This is a genomic window from Mesonia sp. HuA40 (genome assembly GCF_008017835.1).
In the GTDB taxonomy this organism is placed as follows: Bacteria; Bacteroidota; Bacteroidia; order Flavobacteriales; family Flavobacteriaceae; genus Mesonia.
This window is the reverse complement of the sequence record NZ_VRLT01000026.1, coordinates 47,800-67,829: the sequence shown is the minus strand read 5'-3', so window position 1 is coordinate 67,829 and position 20,030 is coordinate 47,800. Positions and strand designations below refer to the sequence as shown.

Genomic DNA, 20,030 nt, shown 5'->3' with positions numbered 1-20,030 from the left:
ATCCATTACATACCAGTGCGTATAGCTTCTACCGGATCTAATTTTGATGCCGATAGTGCAGGGATGATTCCTGCAATAAGGCCAATAGCGCCAGAAATGCTTATGCCTAAAATAGCATTATACGCAGATAATATAAACGTAAAATCGTCTGTTGCAGCTGAGGCAATAAGGGTAGTGAGGTAAACAAAAACCAAACCAACCAATCCTCCAATAATCGCTAAGATAACGGCTTCGAAAAGAAACTGAAGCAAGATGAATTTATTTTTAGCTCCCAATGATTTTTGTATACCAATAAGATTTGTTCGTTCTTTTACAGAAACAAACATTATATTGGCAATACCAAATCCGCCCACGAGCAAAGAAAACCCGCTAATTACCAAACCTATTAAATTTAATTGACCCGTTATATTATCAATAAAGTCGGTAAATCCTTTAAGTTGATTTATGAAGAAGTTATCGGTTTCTTCTGGTTTTAATCCTCTGTAGAGTCTCATTTTTTGAGTTAACATGGCCAAGTAGGCTTCATTGTCAACGTCTTCTTCTGGTTTGATAATAATTTGTGGGAATGTACCTCGATTATTATCTCCATAAATGCGGCGTGCAACATTTACTGGAATAAAAACACTACCATCTTTTGAAGGGCCAAACATGCTTGTTCCTTCTTTTTCTAAAATACCAATGACAGTAAATTTTCTTCCGTAAAGCCTCACTTCTTTATTGAGGGCACTTTCTGGATTAGAAAATAAATTTTCGGCAATTTCGTATCCCATTACCAATACCGGGCTTCCACTAACGGCTTCAGATTCATTGAAAAACCGGCCAGAAATTAGGCTTAAGTTTTCAATGTCGTAATACTCGCTACCTAATGGTGAAATTTGAACGCTTTGCGCTTGTTTACCCCCAAAGCTTATGGGTTTTGAGGGTACGTTAATTGTATAGGTAACCGCTTTGGTCTCAGGTAAATTCCTCTTTAAATACTGGTATTCCTGATAACTTACATCAGGAAATTGTTGTCTTTTCCATTGGGGTATTTCGGTTGGGCCAAAAGAAAATCGGGTGAGTATGATGGTACTACTATCTAAGGTGCTTAAACTTCCTTTTACCTCTTTCTCAAGTGAATCTACTGCAGCTAAAACAGCTATGATAGAAAATATACCAATGGTTACCCCCAGGAGTGATAAAAAGGTTCTTAGTTTATTATTGGTTAAGGCGTTAATCGCAAAGTTGAAACTTTCTTTTATAATCCTTAGATAAATCAGCATATAAACAATTTAATTAAGCTTAAATATAAGACGTTATGCGTTGGTATTTGTTACAAGATGATTTAAATTTTCAAATTTAGAATCGATGTTTTTATAGAACTGGCGATTTTTATTAAATAATGTTCTTTTATTTTTAAAACAACTGCATATTTTACTAAGAGAAATACTATTTTTGCGCTTTTAAACAACAACACAACATGAACGATTTAAAAACAATCAAATCAGCTTTAATTTCTGTATTCCATAAAGAAGGATTAGGACCAATTGTAGAAAAGTTAGATGCCTTAGGTGTTAAAATCTACTCTACTGGAGGTACAGAAAAATTTATAAAAGAAAAAGGGATAGATGTGATTGCGGTTGAGGATATTACAGATTATCCTTCAATCCTAGGCGGTAGAGTAAAGACTTTGCATCCTAAGGTATTTGGGGGTATCTTAAATAGACAGGAAAACCTACAGGATCAAGAGCAAATGGAAACTTACCAAATACCACAAATTGATTTGGTAATTGTAGATTTATATCCTTTTGAAAAAACTGTAGCTTCTGGAGCTAGTGAACAAGATATAGTCGAAAAAATCGATATTGGAGGAATTTCTTTAATTCGTGCCGCAGCCAAAAACTTTAAAGACGTTTTGTGTGTCTCTTCTAGAGAAGATTATGAACAATTATTAGCTGTTCTTAATGATAACCACGGTAAAACTTCGTTGAAAGATAGAAAGTTATTTGCGGCAAAATCTTTTAATGTTTCTTCACATTATGACACGGCGATTTTTAATTACTTTAATGAAGAAGAAACATCTTTTAAACAAAGTTACACTCAAGGTTCAGTTTTACGTTACGGGGAAAACCCGCATCAAAAAGGTTTCTTTTATGGTGATTTTGATGCAATGTTTAATAAATTGCACGGTAAAGAGTTATCATATAATAATTTGCTAGATGTAGATGCAGCGGTAAATTTAATGAAAGAATTTAGAGGTGATGCACCTACTTTTGCCATTTTAAAGCATAATAATGCCTGTGGGGTAGCCCAACGAGAGACCTTAAAACAAGCTTATCTAGATGCTTTAGCAGGCGATCCCGTTTCTGCTTTTGGAGGTATTTTAATAAGTAATCAAACCATAGATGAAGAAACGGCAAAAGAAATTCATCAATTATTTTGTGAAGTGGTTATCGCACCTAGCTATACAAATGAGGCTCTTTCAATTTTAAAAGGTAAGAAGAACCGTATACTTTTAGAACAAAAAGATACAGCTTTACCAAAACGTACTGTTCGTACTTGTTTAAATGGGGTTTTGGTACAAGATCAAGACTTTAAGACAGATTCAGCTAAAGATTTAAGAGAGGTAACCATCCAAAAGCCCAATTCAACAGAGTTGGAAGACTTGCTTTTTGCTTCAAAAATTTGCAAACATACCAAATCAAACACCATTGTTTTAGCCAAAAACAAACAACTTTGTGCTAGCGGTACTGGCCAAACGAGCCGAGTAGATGCCTTAAAACAAGCTATAGCTAAAGCAGAATCTTTTAATTTCGATTTAAAAGGGGCGGTAATGGCGAGTGATGCGTTTTTTCCTTTTCCAGATTGCGTTGAAATTGCTAACTTGGCAGGAATTAAGGCAGTAATTCAACCAGGAGGCTCAATAAAAGATGATTTAAGTATAGATTATTGCAATAAAAATGAAGTTTCCATGGTTATGACAGGTACACGTCATTTTAAACACTAATTTTATAATCGGTTGACCGATTTTTTAAAGCGCAGAGAACTAAATTATGGGATTTTTTGATTTTCTTACTGAAGAAATTGCAATTGACTTAGGTACGGCAAATACTTTGGTTATTCATAACGATAAAGTGGTGGTAGATAGCCCCTCTATTGTTGCTAGAGATAGAACCTCTAAAAAAATAATTGCAGCGGGTAAAGAGGCTGCGATGATGCAAGGTAAAACCCACGAAAATATAAAAACCATAAGGCCCTTAAAAGATGGTGTTATTGCCGATTTTGATGCAAGTGAGCAAATGCTTACTATGTTCATAAAAGAAATACCTGCTTTAAAAAAGAAAATTTTCACCCCTGCATTGCGCATGGTAATTTGTATACCCTCTGGTATTACCGAGGTTGAGATGCGAGCTGTAAAAGAAAGCGCAGAGCGAGTTAACGGTAAAGAGGTTTACCTTATTCACGAGCCTATGGCCGCAGCTATAGGGATAGGCGTAGACATCATGCAGCCAAAAGGGAATATGATTGTAGATATAGGAGGAGGTACCACAGAAATCGCAGTTATCGCATTAGGCGGTATTGTTTGCGATAGGTCTGTTAAAGTTGCGGGAGATGTTTTTACTAACGATATTGTTTACTATATGCGTACCCAGCATAACTTGTATGTAGGAGAGCGCACTGCCGAGAAAATAAAAATTCAAATTGGAGCAGCAACCGAGGATATCGAAGCGCCTCCAGAAGAAATGAATGTTCAAGGTAGAGACTTGTTAACAGGAAAACCAAAGCAAGTAAATATAACTTATAGAGAAATTGCTAAGGCATTAGATAAATCAATATTAAGAATAGAAGATGCGGTAATGGAGACCTTATCGCAGACTCCGCCCGAATTGGCTGCAGATATTTACAATACAGGTGTTTACCTTGCAGGAGGAGGCTCTATGCTACGAGGATTAGATAAGAGGCTTTCTTTAAAAACAGATCTTCCTGTATATATCGCAGAAGATCCCTTGCGTGCAGTGGTGCGTGGTACAGGAATTACACTTAAAAATATAAACAAATTCAAAGGTATTTTAATTAAATAAAATAGCATAAAGATGTAATGCAGCAAATAATTAATTTTCTTATATCTTATAAGAATACCCTGCTATTCTTGTTGTTATTTTGTATTTCCTTGATATTTACCATAGAGTCACATTCTTATCATAAAAGTAAGATTGTTTCGTCTGCAAATTGGCTTACAGGAGGAATTTATAACGCATTGAGCGGTGTAGATCAATATTTTAGATTAAAAAAGGATAATAAACTATTAGTCGAGGAAAATTTAGACCTTAGAAAACAGCTTTTAGAGGCACAGACGATTTTGAAAGAAAGAGGATCAGTGCAACTTAATATTTCCGATTCGGTTTATGAATTGAGTTCTGGTCGAGTAGTGGCAAACCGTTACAATCATTTAGATAATTACTTGTTGGTCAATAAGGGTGAAAAGGATAGTATTCAAGTAGATCTAGGGGTAATTACACAAAAAGGTATTGTAGGTATTGTAGAACAAACTGCCCAAAACCATAGTCGAGTTATTTCGATATTAAACTCGCAAATTGCAGTAAATGTCAAACTGAAAAAATCTAATCACTTTGGGACCCTAACTTGGAATGGTGAAAATCCGCAAATTATCCAAGTAGAAGACATACCTCGTCTAGCCGATGTGAAAAAAGGAGATACAATAACAACAGAAGGTCGTTCTTTAATTTTCCCGCCAAATTTACCAGTGGGCAAGGTGGTGAGTTTTGAACTTGAACCAGGTAAGAATTATTACACCATAAATGTCCAATTGTTTAATGATATGACTAATTTAAACTATGTTTATTTCATTAATAATAAGCAAAAAGGAGATTTACAAAATTTAGAATGAATACAATCTTAAAACATAGCACTCGATTTATACTGTTGGTTTTATTTCAGATATTTATTTTTAATAAAATTAATCTCTTTGAATTTGTTAATCCTCAGGTATATGTCATTTTCATAATATTATTACCCTTTGGTTTAAGTCATGCACGGGTAATGCTACTTTCATTTATACTGGGATTAAGCTTAGATTTTTTCGATGATACTGGTGGGATGCATGCTGCGGCCTGTGTATTTGTAGCCTACATACGTCCAATTTTATTACGGTTTGCATTTGGTATTAGTTATGAGTTAAATACATTGAAATTTAACCAGACTCCTGTTTCCCAAAGATTGTCTTACATTGGGTTAGTAATTTTAACGCATCATTTTGTTTTATACCTCTTAGAATATTTTAATTTTGAAAGGATGCTCGATATATTAGAAAAAACGATCTATTCAAGTGTCTTAACCTTTCTTTTTATTATACTGATTACCCTTATATTTAAATCAAAAAAAACGTGAGAAAATTTTTTCCAATTGTCTTAGTAAGTTTAACGGGCTTGATCTTTTTGATTAGGCTGTTGTATTTACAGGTAATTGATCGCTCTTATGAGGCGCTATCACGAAATAATGCGGTAAGCATTAAGTATGACTATCCTCAACGTGGATATATTTTTGATCGTGACGGTAACCTTTTGGTAGCCAATCAGCCTTCTTATGATGTGATGGCGATACCTAGAGAAATAAAGGAATTTGACACCATAGAATTAGCAAGTCTTTTAAATATAACCAAAGAAAAATTGATTGAACGGCTTGATAAAGCTCGTATTTATTCCCCGAGATTACGATCGGTAATTATTCCTCAGTTAACTCAAGACGAGTTTGCTTTGTTAAAAGAGAAAATGAGGAAATACAAGGGGTTTTATATTCAAAAGAGATCTTTGAGAGATTACAAGGTAAATCATTCAGCGAGCGTTTTAGGTTATATTTCAGAGGTAACTCAATCAGAGGTTAAAGAAAGTTCTTATTATAAGTTAGGCGATTTAACTGGTAGGTCTGGCGTTGAAAAACAATATGAATCGCTATTACGAGGTGTTAAAGGTGTAAACTACGTTCAAAAAGATCGGTTTAACCGGGAAATAGGGCCCTATAAAAATGGTATTTATGATACCCTATCGGTAAAAGGAAAAGATATTACGCTTACCCTTGATCAAGAGCTTCAAGCTTATGGTGAAAAATTAATGCAAAATAAACACGGGGGAATTGTTGCTATTGAGCCAAAATCGGGAGAGTTGCTTAGTGTTGTTACAGCTCCGTTCTATGATCCAGATTTGCTTGTTGGGCGTAAACGATCTGGGAATTATACAAAATTGTATTATGATAGTATCAATAAGCCACTGCTAAATAGAGGCTTGCAAGCTATGTATCCGCCTGGATCTCCATTTAAGGCCCTAACAGGGTTGGTTGCCTTAGAAGAAGGGGTAACCGATATAAATACCAAAGAATCTTGCTCACATGGCTTTCGTTACGGAAGAAACGCAAAAATGGGTTGTCATGCCCATGCCAGTCCGCTTGCCTTAACCCCAGCTCTGGCCAATTCTTGCAATGCTTATTTTGCTAAGACCTACAAAAGAATTATAGAGAAATACCCCACCGCTCACAAAGGTATGGATGTATGGTACAATCATTTAAGCAGTTTTGGGTTAGGAAATTATTTAGGAAATGATTTACCAGTAGGGCAGCCTGGAAGAATACCAGACGGAGATTATTATGACAAGTGGTACCCTAACACACGTTGGGCGGCTACTTATACCTTGTCAAATGCTATAGGTCAGGGAGAAATATTGGCTACACCTATTCAAATGGCAAATTTTACTGCGGCAATTGCCAACCGCGGGTATTACTACACACCGCATATTTTAAAAGCCATTGATGGTGAGCCAATAAAAGATGAGAAATTTACGCAAAAGAAAAAGACAAGTATAAGTAAAGAACATTTTGAGCCTATAGTTGAAGGGATGCATCAAGTTTATACTTCAGGAACGGCTAAATATTTGCAAATACCCAATATTGAAATTTGCGGAAAGACCGGGACTGCTGAAAATTTTACACGTATTGACGGAAAAAGGACTCAGCTTACAGACCACTCTTTATTTGTGGCTTTTGCACCAAAAGATGATCCTAAAATCGCCATTGCCGTAATAGTTGAAAACGGCTACTGGGGCTCACGTTATGCGGGAAGAATTGCTAGTTTGATGATTGAAAAATACCTCAAAGGCAAAATAACACGAAAGGATATGGAGCAGTGGATTTTGAGTCATAGCTTAGAAGAAGAGTATTTAAAACCCTATTCGGGTGAAGAATTTAAAATAAATCAGTAAAATGGGCAAAAGCTTTTTACCCGATTGGTTCACAATTTTTTTATATCTCATTTTGGTTTTATTTGGGTGGGTTAATATTTATTCGGCTAGTTTGAACGATGCAGCAACTGGCTTTTTTGACATGAACCAAATTTACGGTAAACAAGCTTTGTGGATTGGTTTATCTTTGGTTTTAATTGTAATCATGCTCTCGCTAGAAGCTAAATTTTACTATCGTTTTTCAAGCATTATTTATTTAGTATCGCTTCTTTCTTTATTGGGTCTTTTTATTTTTGGAAAAACCATTTCGGGGGCAACTTCTTGGTATAGTTTCGGAAGTTTCAGTTTGCAACCCAGTGAATTTGCCAAGGCAGCAACGGCACTAGCACTGGCTAAATATCTTAGCGATATACAAATCAATATAAAGAGTTTTAAAAATCAATTAAGCGCATTTCTTATCATTATCTTACCAGCGTTAATTATAATACCTCAACCCGACCCCGGTAGTGCCTTGGTGTATCTGGCTTTTTTCTTTCCGTTGTATCGAGAAGGGCTATCTGGGCTCTATTTAATCTTAGGTTTTTCTTTACTCTTTATTTTTGTTTTTACCCTAGCTGTAGGTAGTTTATGGGTGAGTGTGGGTGTTTTGGCGATTGCTCTTTTAATTTTATTTTTCAATCGTAAGAAAAAAAGAAAACATATTTCGCGCTATGTATTTTTAGGTGGCCTAGCGATACTATTTTCACTATCGGTTAATTATATTTTCGAAAACGTTTTTGAGCAGCGTCATCGTGACCGATTTAATCTTGTGCTAGGTAAAGAAGTAGATAGCAAAGGAATTGGTTATAATACCGATCAAAGTGAAATAGCCATAGGTAGTGGGGGCTTATGGGGCAAAGGGTGGACAAAAGGTACGCAAACTAAAGGAGGCTTTGTGCCAGAACAACATACCGATTATATCTTTAGCACCGTAGGAGAAGAATGGGGGTTTGTAGGCAGTGCAACTCTAACCCTCTTATTTGTAATTTTAATAATTCGGTTAATCGTTTTGGCTGAAAGACAGAAAAATCAATTTAGCCGAATATATGGTTATAGTGTAGCCGGAATTCTATTTATACATTTTGCTATCAACGTAGCGATGGTTATCGGTATTTTTCCTACTGTCGGTATTCCGTTACCTTTTTTTAGTTATGGCGGATCTTCTTTGTGGGGCTTTACGGTTTTGCTTTTCATTTTCATTCGTCTAGACGCTGCACGCCAAGAGATTTAATAATTTTTCACTTAAGATTAGAGACCAAGATTTTAATTTGAATTGAAGACGGGTTTAATTGAAAAGTTTAAAAAAGGGCGTATGTGTTTCTTCCGTAAAGGAAATATCAAAATAATTTATTGAGTAATAAGTCTACATCAATCAGTAAAATAGAAAAAACACCTGCCACTAGAATAAACTTCAATAAATTATGAATTAAGATATATTGGTATCGTGTGGTAGATTTCCATAAAAACAGTAGCGTAAGTAGTAAAAGTACAAAGCTCAAGATAAAATAGTAATCCATATACCCAATGTTGAAATCATAAAAAAATAAGAAGAGGATGGGAATAAGGGTTAATCCTACTAAGAAACTAATTAGAAATTTTGAAAATTTTATTCCATAAACCACTGGAATAGTATGGTATTTTTGGGTGAAATCGCCTTTTAGATTTTCTAAATCTTTGACCATTTCTCTTATAGAAATAATTAAAAACAAAAAGGTTGCGTGAATAAAAATAACCAAGTCAAAGTTTTTGTAATAAACAAAAACGACAAAAAAGGGAATTACAGCCAATATAGAGGCGGTTAAATTTCCGATAAACGGATACTTTTTAAGTTTGTGAGAATAAAACCACAAAAAGAAAATATACCCAGAGAAAAAAAGAACCAAAGAAAATGAAACATAGCTCACACAGACTACAGAAATGAAGTTTAGAACAAAATATACGCTTAGTTTAGTTTGTTGGCTGATATAATTATCTAAAAAGGTTTTATTAGGCCTATTGATAAGATCTTTTTCACTATCGTAGAAATTGTTAATAATATATCCAGAGGCTATAGCTAAACTCGAGCCTAGCACCAGTATAAATAGATTAGGATCAAAGAGCACCTTGCGTGTTGGAATATGTGGGGCAAGTATATATATGCTAGCAAAATATTGAGCTAGAGCTAATAATAGAATATTATAGCCTCGTACAACAGAAAACAAGCTTACCCACTTTAAAAACCGTTTCTTTCTAGCGGGGGTACTCATGGTTTAAAAGTTATAAACCACTTCTAGCTTATAATCTTTTAGTTCTTTTTGCGCTTTCTCAAAATCTTCAGTGAAACCTAGAATGTATCCTCCACCTCCAGAACCACATAGTTTTAGGTAATAATTTCCAGTATCAATTCCTTTTTTCCATAATTCATGAAACTGTTTAGGTATCATTGGCTTAAAGTTATCTAAAACTACATGAGAAAGCTGTTTTACGTTTTTGAACAAGGATTTCACATCTCCCTTCAAAAAGTCATCTACGCAAGCGTCTGTATGTTTTACAAATTTTTCTTTTAGCATTTTTCTAAACCCTTCTTGCTTCATATTTTCCATAAAAATATGAACCATAGGTGCTGTTTCACCTACAATACCGCTATCTAATAAGAACACCGCCCCTTTGCCATTGGTAGATTGAGACGGGATGCCTGCAGCTTCTACGTGATCTTGAGAATTGATAAGAATAGGGAGGCTGAGGTAACTATTTAAAGGGTCTAATCCAGATGATTTACCGTGAAAGAAAGACTCCATTTGTGAAAAAATAGCTTTCAAACATTGCAATTTTTCGCGATTTAGGTTTTCTAAAACAGTTATTTTTTTTAGCGCATATTGGTCATAAATTGCCGCTACGAGCGCTCCACTGCTCCCCACGCCATAGCCCTGTGGTATGCTGCTATCAAAATACATGCCCTCATCTAAATCTTGCTCAAATTTAGATAAGTCAAATCGCACTAAATCATTTCCTTCTTGCATCTCTGCCAGATAAGAAGCAAATCTTCTTAAATTTTTATTTGAGGCTTGTTGACTTAAAGATAGGGTTTCTTCTTTTTTAAGCGCACCTTTGTAAAAATTGTACGGTATAGAAAGACCTTTAGAGTCTTTAATGATGCCGTACTCGCCAAAGAGTAAAATTTTAGAGTAGAATAAGGGTCCTTTCATATATATATGTTTTCGGTCTATTAACTTTTAATTTCAGAAGCGCCCAGACCTACTTCGTCACAAATATACTGTCCTTTTTCGCAAAATGCAACTAACTGGTTCTTAACAAAGTCTAAAATTTTCTCCTTTTCTTTTTTAGGGTAAAGTAAATGAACATTTGCCCCGGCATCTAGTGTAAAACAAACTGCACTATCATTGGCCTCTCTATAAGCCCAGATACGATGAATTATTTCAAGAGTATTGGGTTTCATCAAGATAAAATAAGGATCGCTCATCATCATCATCGCATGCAATGCAAGCGCTTCCATTTCTACTATTTTTGTAAAACTCTTTAAATCACCTTCTTTTAAAACTATTTTTAATTGGCTTAATTGGTGTTGAGCTTGTTGAAACCGATTCTCGGCATATGGATGATTTAGCATCAAATTATGACCTAAAGTGCTGCTCACCTCCTTTTTTCCACGATCTACCAATAAAATGGTGTCTTGAAAGTCTTTAAATACAGCAGCTATAGGCTCTTCGTAAGGAATCGCAAATAACTGACTAGATTTCTTAGTTCCTTGGTGTTCTCCCCATAGCATTAATGGACCAGTAATGCTGCGAGCAGCACTTCCAGAACCCAGTCTAGCTATGAAAGAGGCTTTTTTTGCAAATTTTTTTTCTGTTAACTCTGGGTTGTGCTCTTTTTCAATACTTAGTAAGCAGCAGGCTAATGCAGCTAAACCGCTAGCCGAAGAGGCAATTCCACTACTATGAGGAAATGTGTTCTGCGTATAAATATCAAAATGATAATTCTTTAAAAAAGGAAGATAAGCTTCAATTCTATCAAAAAAGTTGGCTATTTTTGGTTCAAAACCAGGGGCGTGTTCTCCCTCTAAAAATACCTTGAAACTAAACTTATCTGCTTGTTTCTGTTTGGTGTAAATCACTTTTGTTTGCGTTTGGCAAGCAGATAGTGTAAAACTTAAAGAGGTATTTTTAGGCATTTGCAAACCATACTTTCCCCAATATTTTATCAAGGCAATATTGCTAGGTGCTTGCCAAGAATGAACTCCGTTTTCGGGTATATTTAAGGTAGGACAGCAAAATTCTTCTTCAACCATTTTTCTTTTTTTTACAAATATACTAATCTAAGTATGCCGATATTATGCTTATTAAAAATTAATTTCTAAATTTAAAATCAAAATGAGCACTATGTTTTCAAAAATTCGGTATATCTCTTTATCGGTTATGGTATGTCTACTAGTAGGACTCATTGCCTCAATTGTCACGCAAACTTCTATAGATTCGTGGTATTTTGATTTAATAAAACCAACTTTTACTCCTCCAGCTTGGTTGTTTGCTCCTGTATGGATGTTACTTTATGTTTTAATGGGTGTGGCAATGGGTTTGGTATTAAATCGAGGCTTGCATCATATTTGGGTCAAAACAGCGATTTATCATTTTGGATTTCAACTTTTACTTAATACTGCCTGGTCTATTGTTTTTTTTGGATTGCAAAGTCCGTTTTTTGCCTTGATGATAATCTTAGCTCTTTTTGTTGTGCTTTTATTTACATTTAAATGGTTTAAGATTGCGAGTCCGCTGGCAGCTTATCTTTTAATTCCGTACATCGCTTGGGTTGGCTGTGCAGCAATGCTCAATTTTGAAATTTGGCGCTTAAATTAAGCTATTTAAGTTACTTGTTTATCAGCTAAATAGGCTACAATAATTAATTGGGCTATATGATATATCATGAGCGGAAGTAACCATAAGCCTAAGAAGGGACTGCTAGAGAAAATGATTTTTGCCATTGCCGAGCCATGAACAAGTGACTTTTTTGAGCCGCAGAAACGAGCTGTTATTTGATCTTTTGTATTAAAATTTAAACTTCTGCCGAGTATTCCTAGACTAAAATAGATAATAAAAAAAAGAAGTAAAACTACGAGTATTATAACTATTAATTCTAGAATAGCTACTTTCTCAAAAACACCGGCCAAATAGGAATTGGCAAAACTTTGGTAAACTAAAAGAGCAATAATGGTCTTGTCAAATAAAGGTAAATAATGTATAAAAGGAGTTATTTTTTTCTTTACGGATTGCTGAATTAAAAAACCTATGCAAAGCGGAAGTAAAATCTGGCCAATCAATTTTATGATTACTTCATTAAATGATACGGCTTGCGCTGTGTTAGCTAAAAATAACTTTAGCCATAAGGGAGTGACAAATACACCAATAATCCCCGAAATACTGGCATTAAAGATGGCTGCAGGAACATTGCCTCGTGCCAATGATACCATGACCACACTAGATGAAACCGTAGAAGGCAAGCATGCCAAAAAGAAAAATCCAAACCAATAAATTTCAAAATCTGTTTCTTCCAGAAGGGGATAAAAAATAAGTATTAATAAAGGAAACACCAGAAATGTAAAACTTTGTATTAACAGGTGTAAACGAGTGTTTTTTAAGCCTTCTTTTAATGCTTCAATAGGTAATTTTAATCCGTAAAAGAAAAAAATAAAACCAATACCGTAATTGATGACACCCTCTAGCCACATGCTTTTAGATGGGTCAGGATAAATAAAGCTTAAACCCATAGCTGTTAACAAGGCAATAACAAACCAATTAAATTTCATGAGCAATATGTTTGGCCGCAATATATGCTGTAGTCCAGGCGTTTTGAAAATTGAAACCACCCGTAATGGCGTCTATGTTTAATACCTCGCCAGTGAAATACATGTTTTTGTGAGTTTTGCTTTCCATGCTTTTAAAATTTATCGTTTTTAATTCCACTCCACCGGCGGTAACAAACTCATCTTTAAAAGTACTTTTTCCTTGTATATTAAATTGGCTTGCGGTAAGACATTCGGCAAGCTTGTTAAGTTCTTTTTTGGTGATTTCTGCCCAAGAACACTCTTTATCAATTTGACAATAAGCTACCAAAGACTGCCAAAGTCTTTTGGGGATATCGACCACGCTATGAGTATGAACTTTTTGCTTTCCTAAAACTTGCTTTTTGCCTAATAATAATTCTAAGCAAGAAGAGGTAGTGCTGTTTTCTAGCCAGTTCACTTCAATTACAAATTGATAGTTTTTCTCGTGAAGGTGACGCGCACCCCAGGCCGATAACTTTAAAACGGCAGGACCACTTAATCCCCAGTGCGTGATTAATAAGGGGCCATAGGCGTCAAGCGGAAAATCTCTTAATTTAATGTGTGCTTGTGTGCTTAAGCCGGCTAAATTAAGAATTCGATTATCTTTTACATTAAATGTGAACAAAGAGGGTACGGGCGAAACTATTGCTATATTTAATTGGCTGAGTAGCTCCCATATTTTCGAACTGCTGCCCGTTGCCACCACTATTTTTTTACAGGTGTACGTGTTACGGGAGGTCCTTACTTGCCATAAATTATTTTCATATCTTATCTGGGTTGCAGCTTCTTGGGTTTGCACAGGAATTTTGTAACGGTTTAGTGCATTTAAAAAACAATCAATAATGCTTTGGGAGTCATCGCTGGTAGGAAAAACACGCCCATCTTCTTCTATTTTTAAAGCCACTTGATTTTGTTCTAACCAAGCCATCATATCTCCGGTCATAAATTGATGAAAAGGGCCCAGTAATTCACGTTCACCTCTAGGGTAGTTTTTGGTTAAATCTTGAGGTATAAATTCTGCATGGGTTACATTGCATCGCCCTCCACCCGAAATCTTAACCTTGTTTAATAATGTTTTGGAGCGTTCGATAATCAAAGGCCTAAGCTGGCTATTCATTTCGGCGATTTGAATGGCTGTGAAGACACCAGATGCGCCACCTCCTAAAATTATTATATCGTGATGCATAGGTTAAACGCTTATCTTAAAATAAGTAGAGGTACAGTGGTTTGGTAACTGATTTCAGTGGTTGTAGACTTTTGTATGAAACGGTCTATAAAGCTTTCTTCCTTGACAAATAGAGCGTGCAAGTCTACCTTGAAAAGCTGACAAAAAGCCTGAATAGCATAAGGGGCAGGGATACCGCTTAACCGATGGATTTTATAGTCTACAAATTGTAAGCTTGTTTTTTCTAGTGCGTTGTGTTTGGTATTGCTGTTATTTTGATTGATTTCTAACACATGAAGCTGCGGCTGAAATTCTCTAAAGATAAAAGCCAAATCGTTTAAATCTTTTTTGCTCAAGTCGTCATTTTGATGTTCACTAAACAGAATACTGTTCATTTTTTTGTACTCAAAATGCTGAGGGATTATTAAAGAGGTTACTTTCACTTGCCGAATTACCTTAAGCGCATTGCTACCAAATAAAGTCTCTTCTAAATTACTAGCGCCGTTTGTTCCTAGAACTACGGTGTCTATTTTGTATTTGTCAATACATGTTTCAATAGCCGAAATAAATCCGTCAAAAAGAACATGGCATTGAAAATTACCGTTAAACCCGTTAATTTCTTTTTGAAGTTTCTCAGCTAGGTTATTTAATTTGGTCTTGTTTTCGGTTATGACGCGTCTATAAATACTATCCTCTGGGTTTGCTGCCAATAGCTCTCCGGTAATATATGAGGAAGGTTTATCAATGGTTAATAGATGAAATTTACAATTGCTTTTTCCAAGTAAGCTTACGGCATATTTTAAAGCATTATAGGCATTGTCAGAAAAATCGGTTAACAATAAAATAGATTGCATGCACTAGAATTTTAAACCATAAAATTACGCATATTTAGCGATAACACATAGGCAATTGATCTTTATTTAAGCTAAAAAGCCTTGGATTAGATTTCCAAGGCTTTCGTTGATTTTGATATTATTAGTTTATCATTAATTTCTTTGTGTATTGCTGCTGTATACCTATAAATTTTATCAAATATAAGCCTTCTGATAAGCCTAGATGAATATTGTTCTCGCTTTGCGAGAGCTTAAAACTTTTAATTTTCTTCCCCATTAGATTGTATACCTCTAATTTATTAAAATTAAGATCGTTTTTAAAATTAATCTGGCCATCTGTTGGGTTGGGATATACTACAATATTTAAAGCTTCGGTATTTGGTGTACTCAAATTACATCCGAAAAGGCTAAAGTTAACCAAACCTAAATTAGGATCGTCTGTTTGGTGTACTATAACATCTTCTACCTGTGTATTGGTGGCGTTTGGGTTAGAACTAATCCAGCAATTTCCAATTGCATTTATGTTGTTTGAAGTATTGTTATACAAGGCGTAGATAGTACCGTTATTTCCATTGTTATCAAAACTGTTTTCACCCAAATCTTGATTGGTTCCTAAATTAATACTAGCATTTCCCAAAAGGGTAATTCCCCATAGATTTCCTGTAATTGTATTTTTGCGTGCAATTATGTTTTGAGTATTGGTGTTGCTATTTAAAGATATACCGCTACCGCCAGAATTTGGTAAATTTTGACTATCGTTATTATTGATATTGTTTTCTCTTATATAAGCGAAAGCATTTGGTCCTGCAATGGTGATTCCGTAACGGTTGTCTTCTACGGTATTATTATCTATAATCGCTCTAATCTCTTGATTTACAAAATTAGAGATGGCAATACCGCCAACTTTGTCCAAACTACGGTCGCCTATAATAGTATTCTCAATTATTTTTAGAGTGTCTTGGGTGCCTCCTGTAGGTCCCATATTTATTTGAGGTCTATTTTGATTGCTTTGGCTGTTTTTTTCTATCCAGTTGTTTAAAATACTCGCAGGAACATTTTGATTGGCACCAGAGGCAACAGCAGGTAAATCGTTTAAGGTAATGGTATTGTTTGCTATAACAGGAGCTCCTCTAGATAGAGAAATAGCCGCCCCTGTTGCCGCCCCCGAAATATGATGCGCAATATAGCTGTTGGTTATAGCAAAATCTTCTGTAAGCACACGCAGTCCACCACCATAGGTGATTTTAGTGTTGTTAATGGCTACCTCGGCTCCTTGTTCGAAGCGAAGACCATCAAAATGATTTTGAGGGTTTTCTGCCGAAATCACAACAGGATCTGATGCAGAATCAGTAAAAAAGCTGCCGGATACCGTAATGCGTATACCTGGGGCAACCATAAGTGAATCTGCGGTACTAATTTGTAAAGTGTCATTAGCCGAAATGGTTAGCGGTTGTGATAGAGTGTATCTTGTGCCATTAAAACTAATAGTGCTTGGGCTAGCCGTGACTAGATCTGATAGTGAGTAATTTATACCACTACCTGGGGTCGTAAATTGAGCCTGTATATTTAGGCTAAATAAAAATGCAAAGAAAAAAAAGGAAAGTTGTTTCATGGTTTTTTAAACAAAGTTAAAAACTTTGATGGGTAAATAAAAAAAATGGGCTTAAATGGGTAGATAATTATAAATGCATAAAAAATGAAACAAAGATCCCAACAACACAAAGATGTGGAAAATAGCATGATGATACGGTAATTTGGGAATACTATAAAGAACAGCTCCCATGGTATAAACGGCACCACCAGCAAACAACCAAAATAGTCCTTCTTGACTTAGAGCTGCGCTCAAAGGCTCGAAAACGAGCAATATAATCCAACCCATACCTACATATAGCAAGGTAGACACAATATTAAATCTACCAGTAAAAAACAACTTTAGTATTACCCCCAAAAGCGCAATACCCCAAACAAGATATAAAATTGAATGGCCCGTACTCTCGGGTAGCGCCAATAGAGTGAAGGGAGTGTAGGTGCCAGCAATTAAAACAAAAATCGCGGCGTGATCCAAAATATTTAGTCGGTACCTTATTTTACGATCTTTGGTATAATGGTAGGCTGTAGATGCGGCATAAAGTAAAATGAGACTAAAACCATAAATAGTATAGGCTACCCATGTATCAAATTGATTTATTTGAGTGCTTTTATGCAGTAAAAAGCATAACCCTATTAAACTTAAAATTAACCCCAAACCGTGGGAAACAACATTGAGTTTTTCTTCTTTCTTGTTGTAATATGATGGGTGATGAAATATTTTTCTAGAAGATGTTTTCATGAGATAAAGGTAAGTCTTTATGAGTTACAGTATAGCCTTAAATTACTAACTAGGTTGCTTTTGTTTCTTTTTATGATTGAGCTAAAATTAAGATAAATTAGCGTTTATGAGAGAGTACTAGTATTAAATATTTTAGCCCTTTAAGATAGATTCGCCTTAGGTTTTAAATTTTTCCTATAAATACCAGTAAAAGAATTTTTATTTCGCTTTTAGCGGAAGCTAGTGGTCTAGTCTTGGCTGTAACCAAGAAATTGACTTATCTGTGAATGTTTTTACAGTTAAAAATTTTTTACAATGATTGTGATGATTTATAGCATATAAAAACTTATTAATTTTGCTTAGGCTCTACGCCAATTAAAATAAAAATTACGACTTTTGAATTTTTTCACCGTAAGGAAAGAATTTTATTTTAAGCGTAGGGTTATTTCAAAAAAAATACTTTCAACTTTAAGTTTAATTATTTGATAGCTTGGCAGAAAAATACTAGTTTATGCTATAAAAAAATATGTCAAATAAATTTGAGTCAACAGAAAATTTATTAACCCTTCACCTTCCCGTAAAAATACCAAAGCATTTAATCGAGGGGCGTCTTAAAGATTTATTAATTGGTTTTTCAATAACTCGTGGTGATCAATCTACTTGGGCTGTAGTAAAAGATATATTTTTTGATATAGATAATAATCAAAAATTGATTCTAGATTTGGTAGTACAACTTAAAACCAAAATCCGTAAAGATAAAATACTTAAGATACAACTTCAGGCAGATGTTCAGTTTGATCCTAATAAACAAGAACTCTGGCTACGAGATTATGATATAATACTCCAACAAGAGTCTTGGATAAGTCAACAACTTATTCGAAGCATTATTAAAAAAACGATTAACAAAAAAATGGGGCAACCGCCAATTGTTTCGATAAATCAATTTACGGATAGCTTTCGAGATAAAATTAACGCCCATTTAAATGATATTATTCCTATTGAAAATAAGCTGATGCTCTACGGGAGTGTGGAATTCATAGAAATTAGTGCGATTAAATTTTATGCAAATAATATTGTAGTTCATCTATTGGTAGAAGGAAATTTGGCCGTGCAAATGATTTCTTTAGATGCTTTTTAAAGTTTATTAAGGGTGTATACAAGTTAATAAACAAATAATTAGACGCTTCTATAAGATAAATAAATTTTAACATAGGTTTAGTTTGATCTAGTTTGAAATTAACCAAACCTAGGGTAGATTTGTGTTTTTAATCTAATATTATGATAAATAAATTCGCTTTATTGTTATTAATCGTGATGGGTTTGGCGAGCTGCAAATCGAGTCAATCTAGTAAAAATAAAAATAATATGGCTCAGCTAAAGCAAAATACCACTACTACATGGCAGCTTATAGGATTAAGTGGTGAAGAAATTAAAGCTGGAGATAGCCAAAAACCTATACAATTTACCTTAGACGTGAATAATCGTGTTTATGGTTTTACAGGGTGTAATAATTTCAATGGAAACTTTAGCTTAGACGATAACTATGCCTTATCTTTTTCTCCGCTTGCTACTACTAGAATGGCCTGTCCAGATGTGAAGGTAAACGAACAAGAAGTCCTAAATATTTTCAATCAAACCAAATTTTACACGCTTGAGGGTGATAACTTATTCCTAAAAAACAGTCAGGATAATTTGCTAGCAAAATTTAAAAAAATTGAGCAACAAGAACAAATTGTAGAAAAGTATTGGAAATTAAAAGAGCTTAACGGAAAAACGATAGAAATGCAACCCAACCAGGATAAAGAGATTTATTTTATGCTTAAAACCGATGAAAATAGATTAACAGGTTTTGGCGGTTGTAATACTATAGGTGGTAGTTTCGAGTTGAAAACTGGTCAGCGTATAGATTTTTCTAATTTACTGAGTACCATGAGAATGTGCGAAGGGGATATCTCGAAAATAGAAAAGGAATTTTTTAAGGTATTTGACACCGCAGATAATTACAGCATAAAAAACGACCGTTTAACTTTAAATGTAGGGAGAAGGGCTCCATTAGCCGTTTTTGAAGCAGTATATTTTTAATATTCTTATGTAGTGTTCTATTCCCAGTCAAACCATCTTGAGGCTCTAACAAACCAATTTTGCCGTATTTAGATTTATTTTGAAAGATTAATTAGAATTTGGAGACTTTCATAAATCAATAAATGGAAGGGAAAGCAAAAAGAAAAATTCATTTCCAATGTTTAAAGGGTCGCAGAACCCGAGCTAGTAAAATAAATAGAAATCTTTCTACTTAGATTGATTATATTTTTACATCTAACTAGCTTTTAGGGTTGATCCATTTATTGTTGCAGATTATTAGCTAATTTGATACATATAAATGCCATAGCATTGTCGAATCAGAAGCGAATTGACCCCATACATAGTTCACTGAATAGTGAGCTAAGTTAGTTTCATAACAGATTTGATGTAGATTTAAATTAAAGACGATATGGTTTAAACCTTGCTTTGATAAAACGTTAGTATACTTAATGACAAAGTCAACTTTAAGCAAGTAAGATTTAAAGAGTAATAAGATTAAAATACCGCCTGGTGTTTAAAACTTAGTACTTTATGAATAAGCCATCTACTCGAAATTTAA

At 34.6% G+C, this 20,030-nt stretch carries 17 protein-coding genes; 8 read left to right on the top strand and 9 right to left on the bottom strand.

Translation table 11 applies throughout. The features are described from left to right. Positions 1-5 precede the first annotated feature (5 nt). On the bottom strand, positions 6-1,262 hold the full coding sequence (locus FT993_RS04505) for an ABC transporter permease (protein ID WP_147861352.1): 1,257 nt from the start codon (positions 1,260-1,262) through the stop codon (positions 6-8). A 197-nt stretch (positions 1,263-1,459) separates the two neighbouring features. Here FT993_RS04505 and purH point away from each other — a divergent pair, with 197 nt between their 5' ends. The 5 genes from purH to rodA all read left to right on the top strand — a co-directional run bounded on the left by purH (position 1,460) and on the right by rodA (position 8,496). Continuing rightward, positions 1,460-2,986 carry a bifunctional phosphoribosylaminoimidazolecarboxamide formyltransferase/IMP cyclohydrolase gene (gene purH, locus FT993_RS04500; protein WP_147861351.1) on the top strand — a complete coding sequence of 509 codons (1,527 nt, stop codon included), beginning with the start codon at positions 1,460-1,462 and terminating at the stop codon, positions 2,984-2,986. 46 nt (positions 2,987-3,032) lie between these two features. Continuing rightward, positions 3,033-4,061: a rod shape-determining protein gene (locus FT993_RS04495; RefSeq protein ID WP_147861350.1), complete on the top strand. Its 1,029-nt coding sequence runs from the start codon at positions 3,033-3,035 to the stop codon at positions 4,059-4,061. A gap of 17 nt (positions 4,062-4,078) precedes the next feature. After that, positions 4,079-4,888 (top strand): rod shape-determining protein MreC, encoded by an 810-nt coding sequence (mreC, locus tag FT993_RS04490; RefSeq protein WP_147861349.1) that lies wholly within the window; start codon positions 4,079-4,081, stop codon positions 4,886-4,888. Between the two features lie 496 nt (positions 4,889-5,384). Beyond that, positions 5,385-7,247 (top strand): penicillin-binding protein 2, encoded by a 1,863-nt coding sequence (mrdA, locus tag FT993_RS04485; protein ID WP_147861348.1) that lies wholly within the window; start codon positions 5,385-5,387, stop codon positions 7,245-7,247. A 1-nt stretch (position 7,248) separates the two neighbouring features. Continuing rightward, positions 7,249-8,496 carry a rod shape-determining protein RodA gene (gene rodA / locus FT993_RS04480; RefSeq protein ID WP_147861347.1) on the top strand — a complete coding sequence of 416 codons (1,248 nt, stop codon included), beginning with the start codon at positions 7,249-7,251 and terminating at the stop codon, positions 8,494-8,496. A 106-nt stretch (positions 8,497-8,602) separates the two neighbouring features. Here the strand turns inward: rodA and FT993_RS04475 are convergent, their stop codons facing one another. The 3 genes from FT993_RS04475 to mvaD are packed head-to-tail and all read right to left on the bottom strand — an operon-like array spanning position 8,603 to position 11,553. Further along, the gene (locus FT993_RS04475; protein ID WP_147861346.1) at positions 8,603-9,511 is read right to left on the bottom strand and encodes a geranylgeranylglycerol-phosphate geranylgeranyltransferase; all 909 of its coding nucleotides are present in this window, start codon (positions 9,509-9,511) and stop codon (positions 8,603-8,605) included. A gap of 3 nt (positions 9,512-9,514) precedes the next feature. Then, complete coding sequence (locus tag FT993_RS04470) at positions 9,515-10,450, bottom strand: mevalonate kinase (protein WP_147861345.1); 936 nt, start codon at positions 10,448-10,450, stop codon at positions 9,515-9,517. A gap of 20 nt (positions 10,451-10,470) precedes the next feature. After that, positions 10,471-11,553, bottom strand: a complete 1,083-nt coding sequence (gene mvaD / locus FT993_RS04465; RefSeq protein ID WP_147861344.1) for a diphosphomevalonate decarboxylase — start codon at positions 11,551-11,553, stop codon at positions 10,471-10,473. 91 nt (positions 11,554-11,644) lie between these two features. Here mvaD and FT993_RS04460 point away from each other — a divergent pair, with 91 nt between their 5' ends. Then, positions 11,645-12,118, top strand: coding sequence for a TspO/MBR family protein (locus FT993_RS04460; RefSeq protein WP_147861343.1), 474 nt, complete (start codon positions 11,645-11,647; stop codon positions 12,116-12,118). Positions 12,119-12,123: 5 nt separating this feature from the next. On the opposite strand, the gene FT993_RS04455 is transcribed toward FT993_RS04460, so the two are convergent. From FT993_RS04455 to FT993_RS04435, 5 genes are all read right to left on the bottom strand, one after another. Then, on the bottom strand, positions 12,124-13,065 hold the full coding sequence (locus tag FT993_RS04455) for a bile acid:sodium symporter family protein (RefSeq protein ID WP_147861342.1): 942 nt from the start codon (positions 13,063-13,065) through the stop codon (positions 12,124-12,126). Further along, positions 13,055-14,269, bottom strand: coding sequence for an NAD(P)/FAD-dependent oxidoreductase (locus FT993_RS04450; RefSeq protein WP_147861341.1), 1,215 nt, complete (start codon positions 14,267-14,269; stop codon positions 13,055-13,057). Before FT993_RS04450 ends, FT993_RS04455 begins: the two co-directional genes overlap by 11 nt. 11 nt (positions 14,270-14,280) lie before the next feature. Further along, positions 14,281-15,102, bottom strand: coding sequence for a universal stress protein (locus tag FT993_RS04445; protein ID WP_147861340.1), 822 nt, complete (start codon positions 15,100-15,102; stop codon positions 14,281-14,283). Positions 15,103-15,223: 121 nt separating this feature from the next. Next, positions 15,224-16,693 carry a T9SS type A sorting domain-containing protein gene (locus FT993_RS04440; RefSeq protein ID WP_147861339.1) on the bottom strand — a complete coding sequence of 490 codons (1,470 nt, stop codon included), beginning with the start codon at positions 16,691-16,693 and terminating at the stop codon, positions 15,224-15,226. A 51-nt stretch (positions 16,694-16,744) separates the two neighbouring features. Then, the gene (locus FT993_RS04435) at positions 16,745-17,410 is read right to left on the bottom strand and encodes a hemolysin III family protein (RefSeq protein ID WP_147861338.1); all 666 of its coding nucleotides are present in this window, start codon (positions 17,408-17,410) and stop codon (positions 16,745-16,747) included. Positions 17,411-17,915: 505 nt separating this feature from the next. Here FT993_RS04435 and FT993_RS04430 point away from each other — a divergent pair. Beyond that, positions 17,916-18,527 (top strand): DUF4403 family protein, encoded by a 612-nt coding sequence (locus FT993_RS04430; RefSeq protein ID WP_147861337.1) that lies wholly within the window; start codon positions 17,916-17,918, stop codon positions 18,525-18,527. Positions 18,528-18,667: 140 nt separating this feature from the next. Then, on the top strand, positions 18,668-19,471 hold the full coding sequence (locus FT993_RS04425) for an META domain-containing protein (protein ID WP_147861336.1): 804 nt from the start codon (positions 18,668-18,670) through the stop codon (positions 19,469-19,471). The last annotated feature ends 559 nt before the right edge of the window (positions 19,472-20,030 follow it).

Excerpts from the sequence above, each read along its gene's own strand:
- FT993_RS04505 (WP_147861352.1), bottom strand. The coding sequence starts at position 1,262 with ATGCTGATTTATCTAAGGATTATAAAAGAAAGTTTCAACTTTGCGATT.
- purH (WP_147861351.1), top strand. The coding sequence starts at position 1,460 with ATGAACGATTTAAAAACAATCAAATCAGCTTTAATTTCTGTATTCCAT.
- FT993_RS04495 (WP_147861350.1), top strand. The coding sequence starts at position 3,033 with ATGGGATTTTTTGATTTTCTTACTGAAGAAATTGCAATTGACTTAGGT.
- mreC (WP_147861349.1), top strand. The coding sequence starts at position 4,079 with ATGCAGCAAATAATTAATTTTCTTATATCTTATAAGAATACCCTGCTA.
- rodA (WP_147861347.1), top strand. The coding sequence starts at position 7,249 with ATGGGCAAAAGCTTTTTACCCGATTGGTTCACAATTTTTTTATATCTC.
- FT993_RS04475 (WP_147861346.1), bottom strand. The coding sequence starts at position 9,511 with ATGAGTACCCCCGCTAGAAAGAAACGGTTTTTAAAGTGGGTAAGCTTG.
- FT993_RS04470 (WP_147861345.1), bottom strand. The coding sequence starts at position 10,450 with ATGAAAGGACCCTTATTCTACTCTAAAATTTTACTCTTTGGCGAGTAC.
- mvaD (WP_147861344.1), bottom strand. The coding sequence starts at position 11,553 with ATGGTTGAAGAAGAATTTTGCTGTCCTACCTTAAATATACCCGAAAAC.
- FT993_RS04460 (WP_147861343.1), top strand. The coding sequence starts at position 11,645 with ATGTTTTCAAAAATTCGGTATATCTCTTTATCGGTTATGGTATGTCTA.
- FT993_RS04455 (WP_147861342.1), bottom strand. The coding sequence starts at position 13,065 with ATGAAATTTAATTGGTTTGTTATTGCCTTGTTAACAGCTATGGGTTTA.
- FT993_RS04450 (WP_147861341.1), bottom strand. The coding sequence starts at position 14,269 with ATGCATCACGATATAATAATTTTAGGAGGTGGCGCATCTGGTGTCTTC.
- FT993_RS04445 (WP_147861340.1), bottom strand. The coding sequence starts at position 15,102 with ATGCAATCTATTTTATTGTTAACCGATTTTTCTGACAATGCCTATAAT.
- FT993_RS04440 (WP_147861339.1), bottom strand. The coding sequence starts at position 16,693 with ATGAAACAACTTTCCTTTTTTTTCTTTGCATTTTTATTTAGCCTAAAT.
- FT993_RS04435 (WP_147861338.1), bottom strand. The coding sequence starts at position 17,410 with ATGAAAACATCTTCTAGAAAAATATTTCATCACCCATCATATTACAAC.
- FT993_RS04430 (WP_147861337.1), top strand. The coding sequence starts at position 17,916 with ATGTCAAATAAATTTGAGTCAACAGAAAATTTATTAACCCTTCACCTT.
- FT993_RS04425 (WP_147861336.1), top strand. The coding sequence starts at position 18,668 with ATGATAAATAAATTCGCTTTATTGTTATTAATCGTGATGGGTTTGGCG.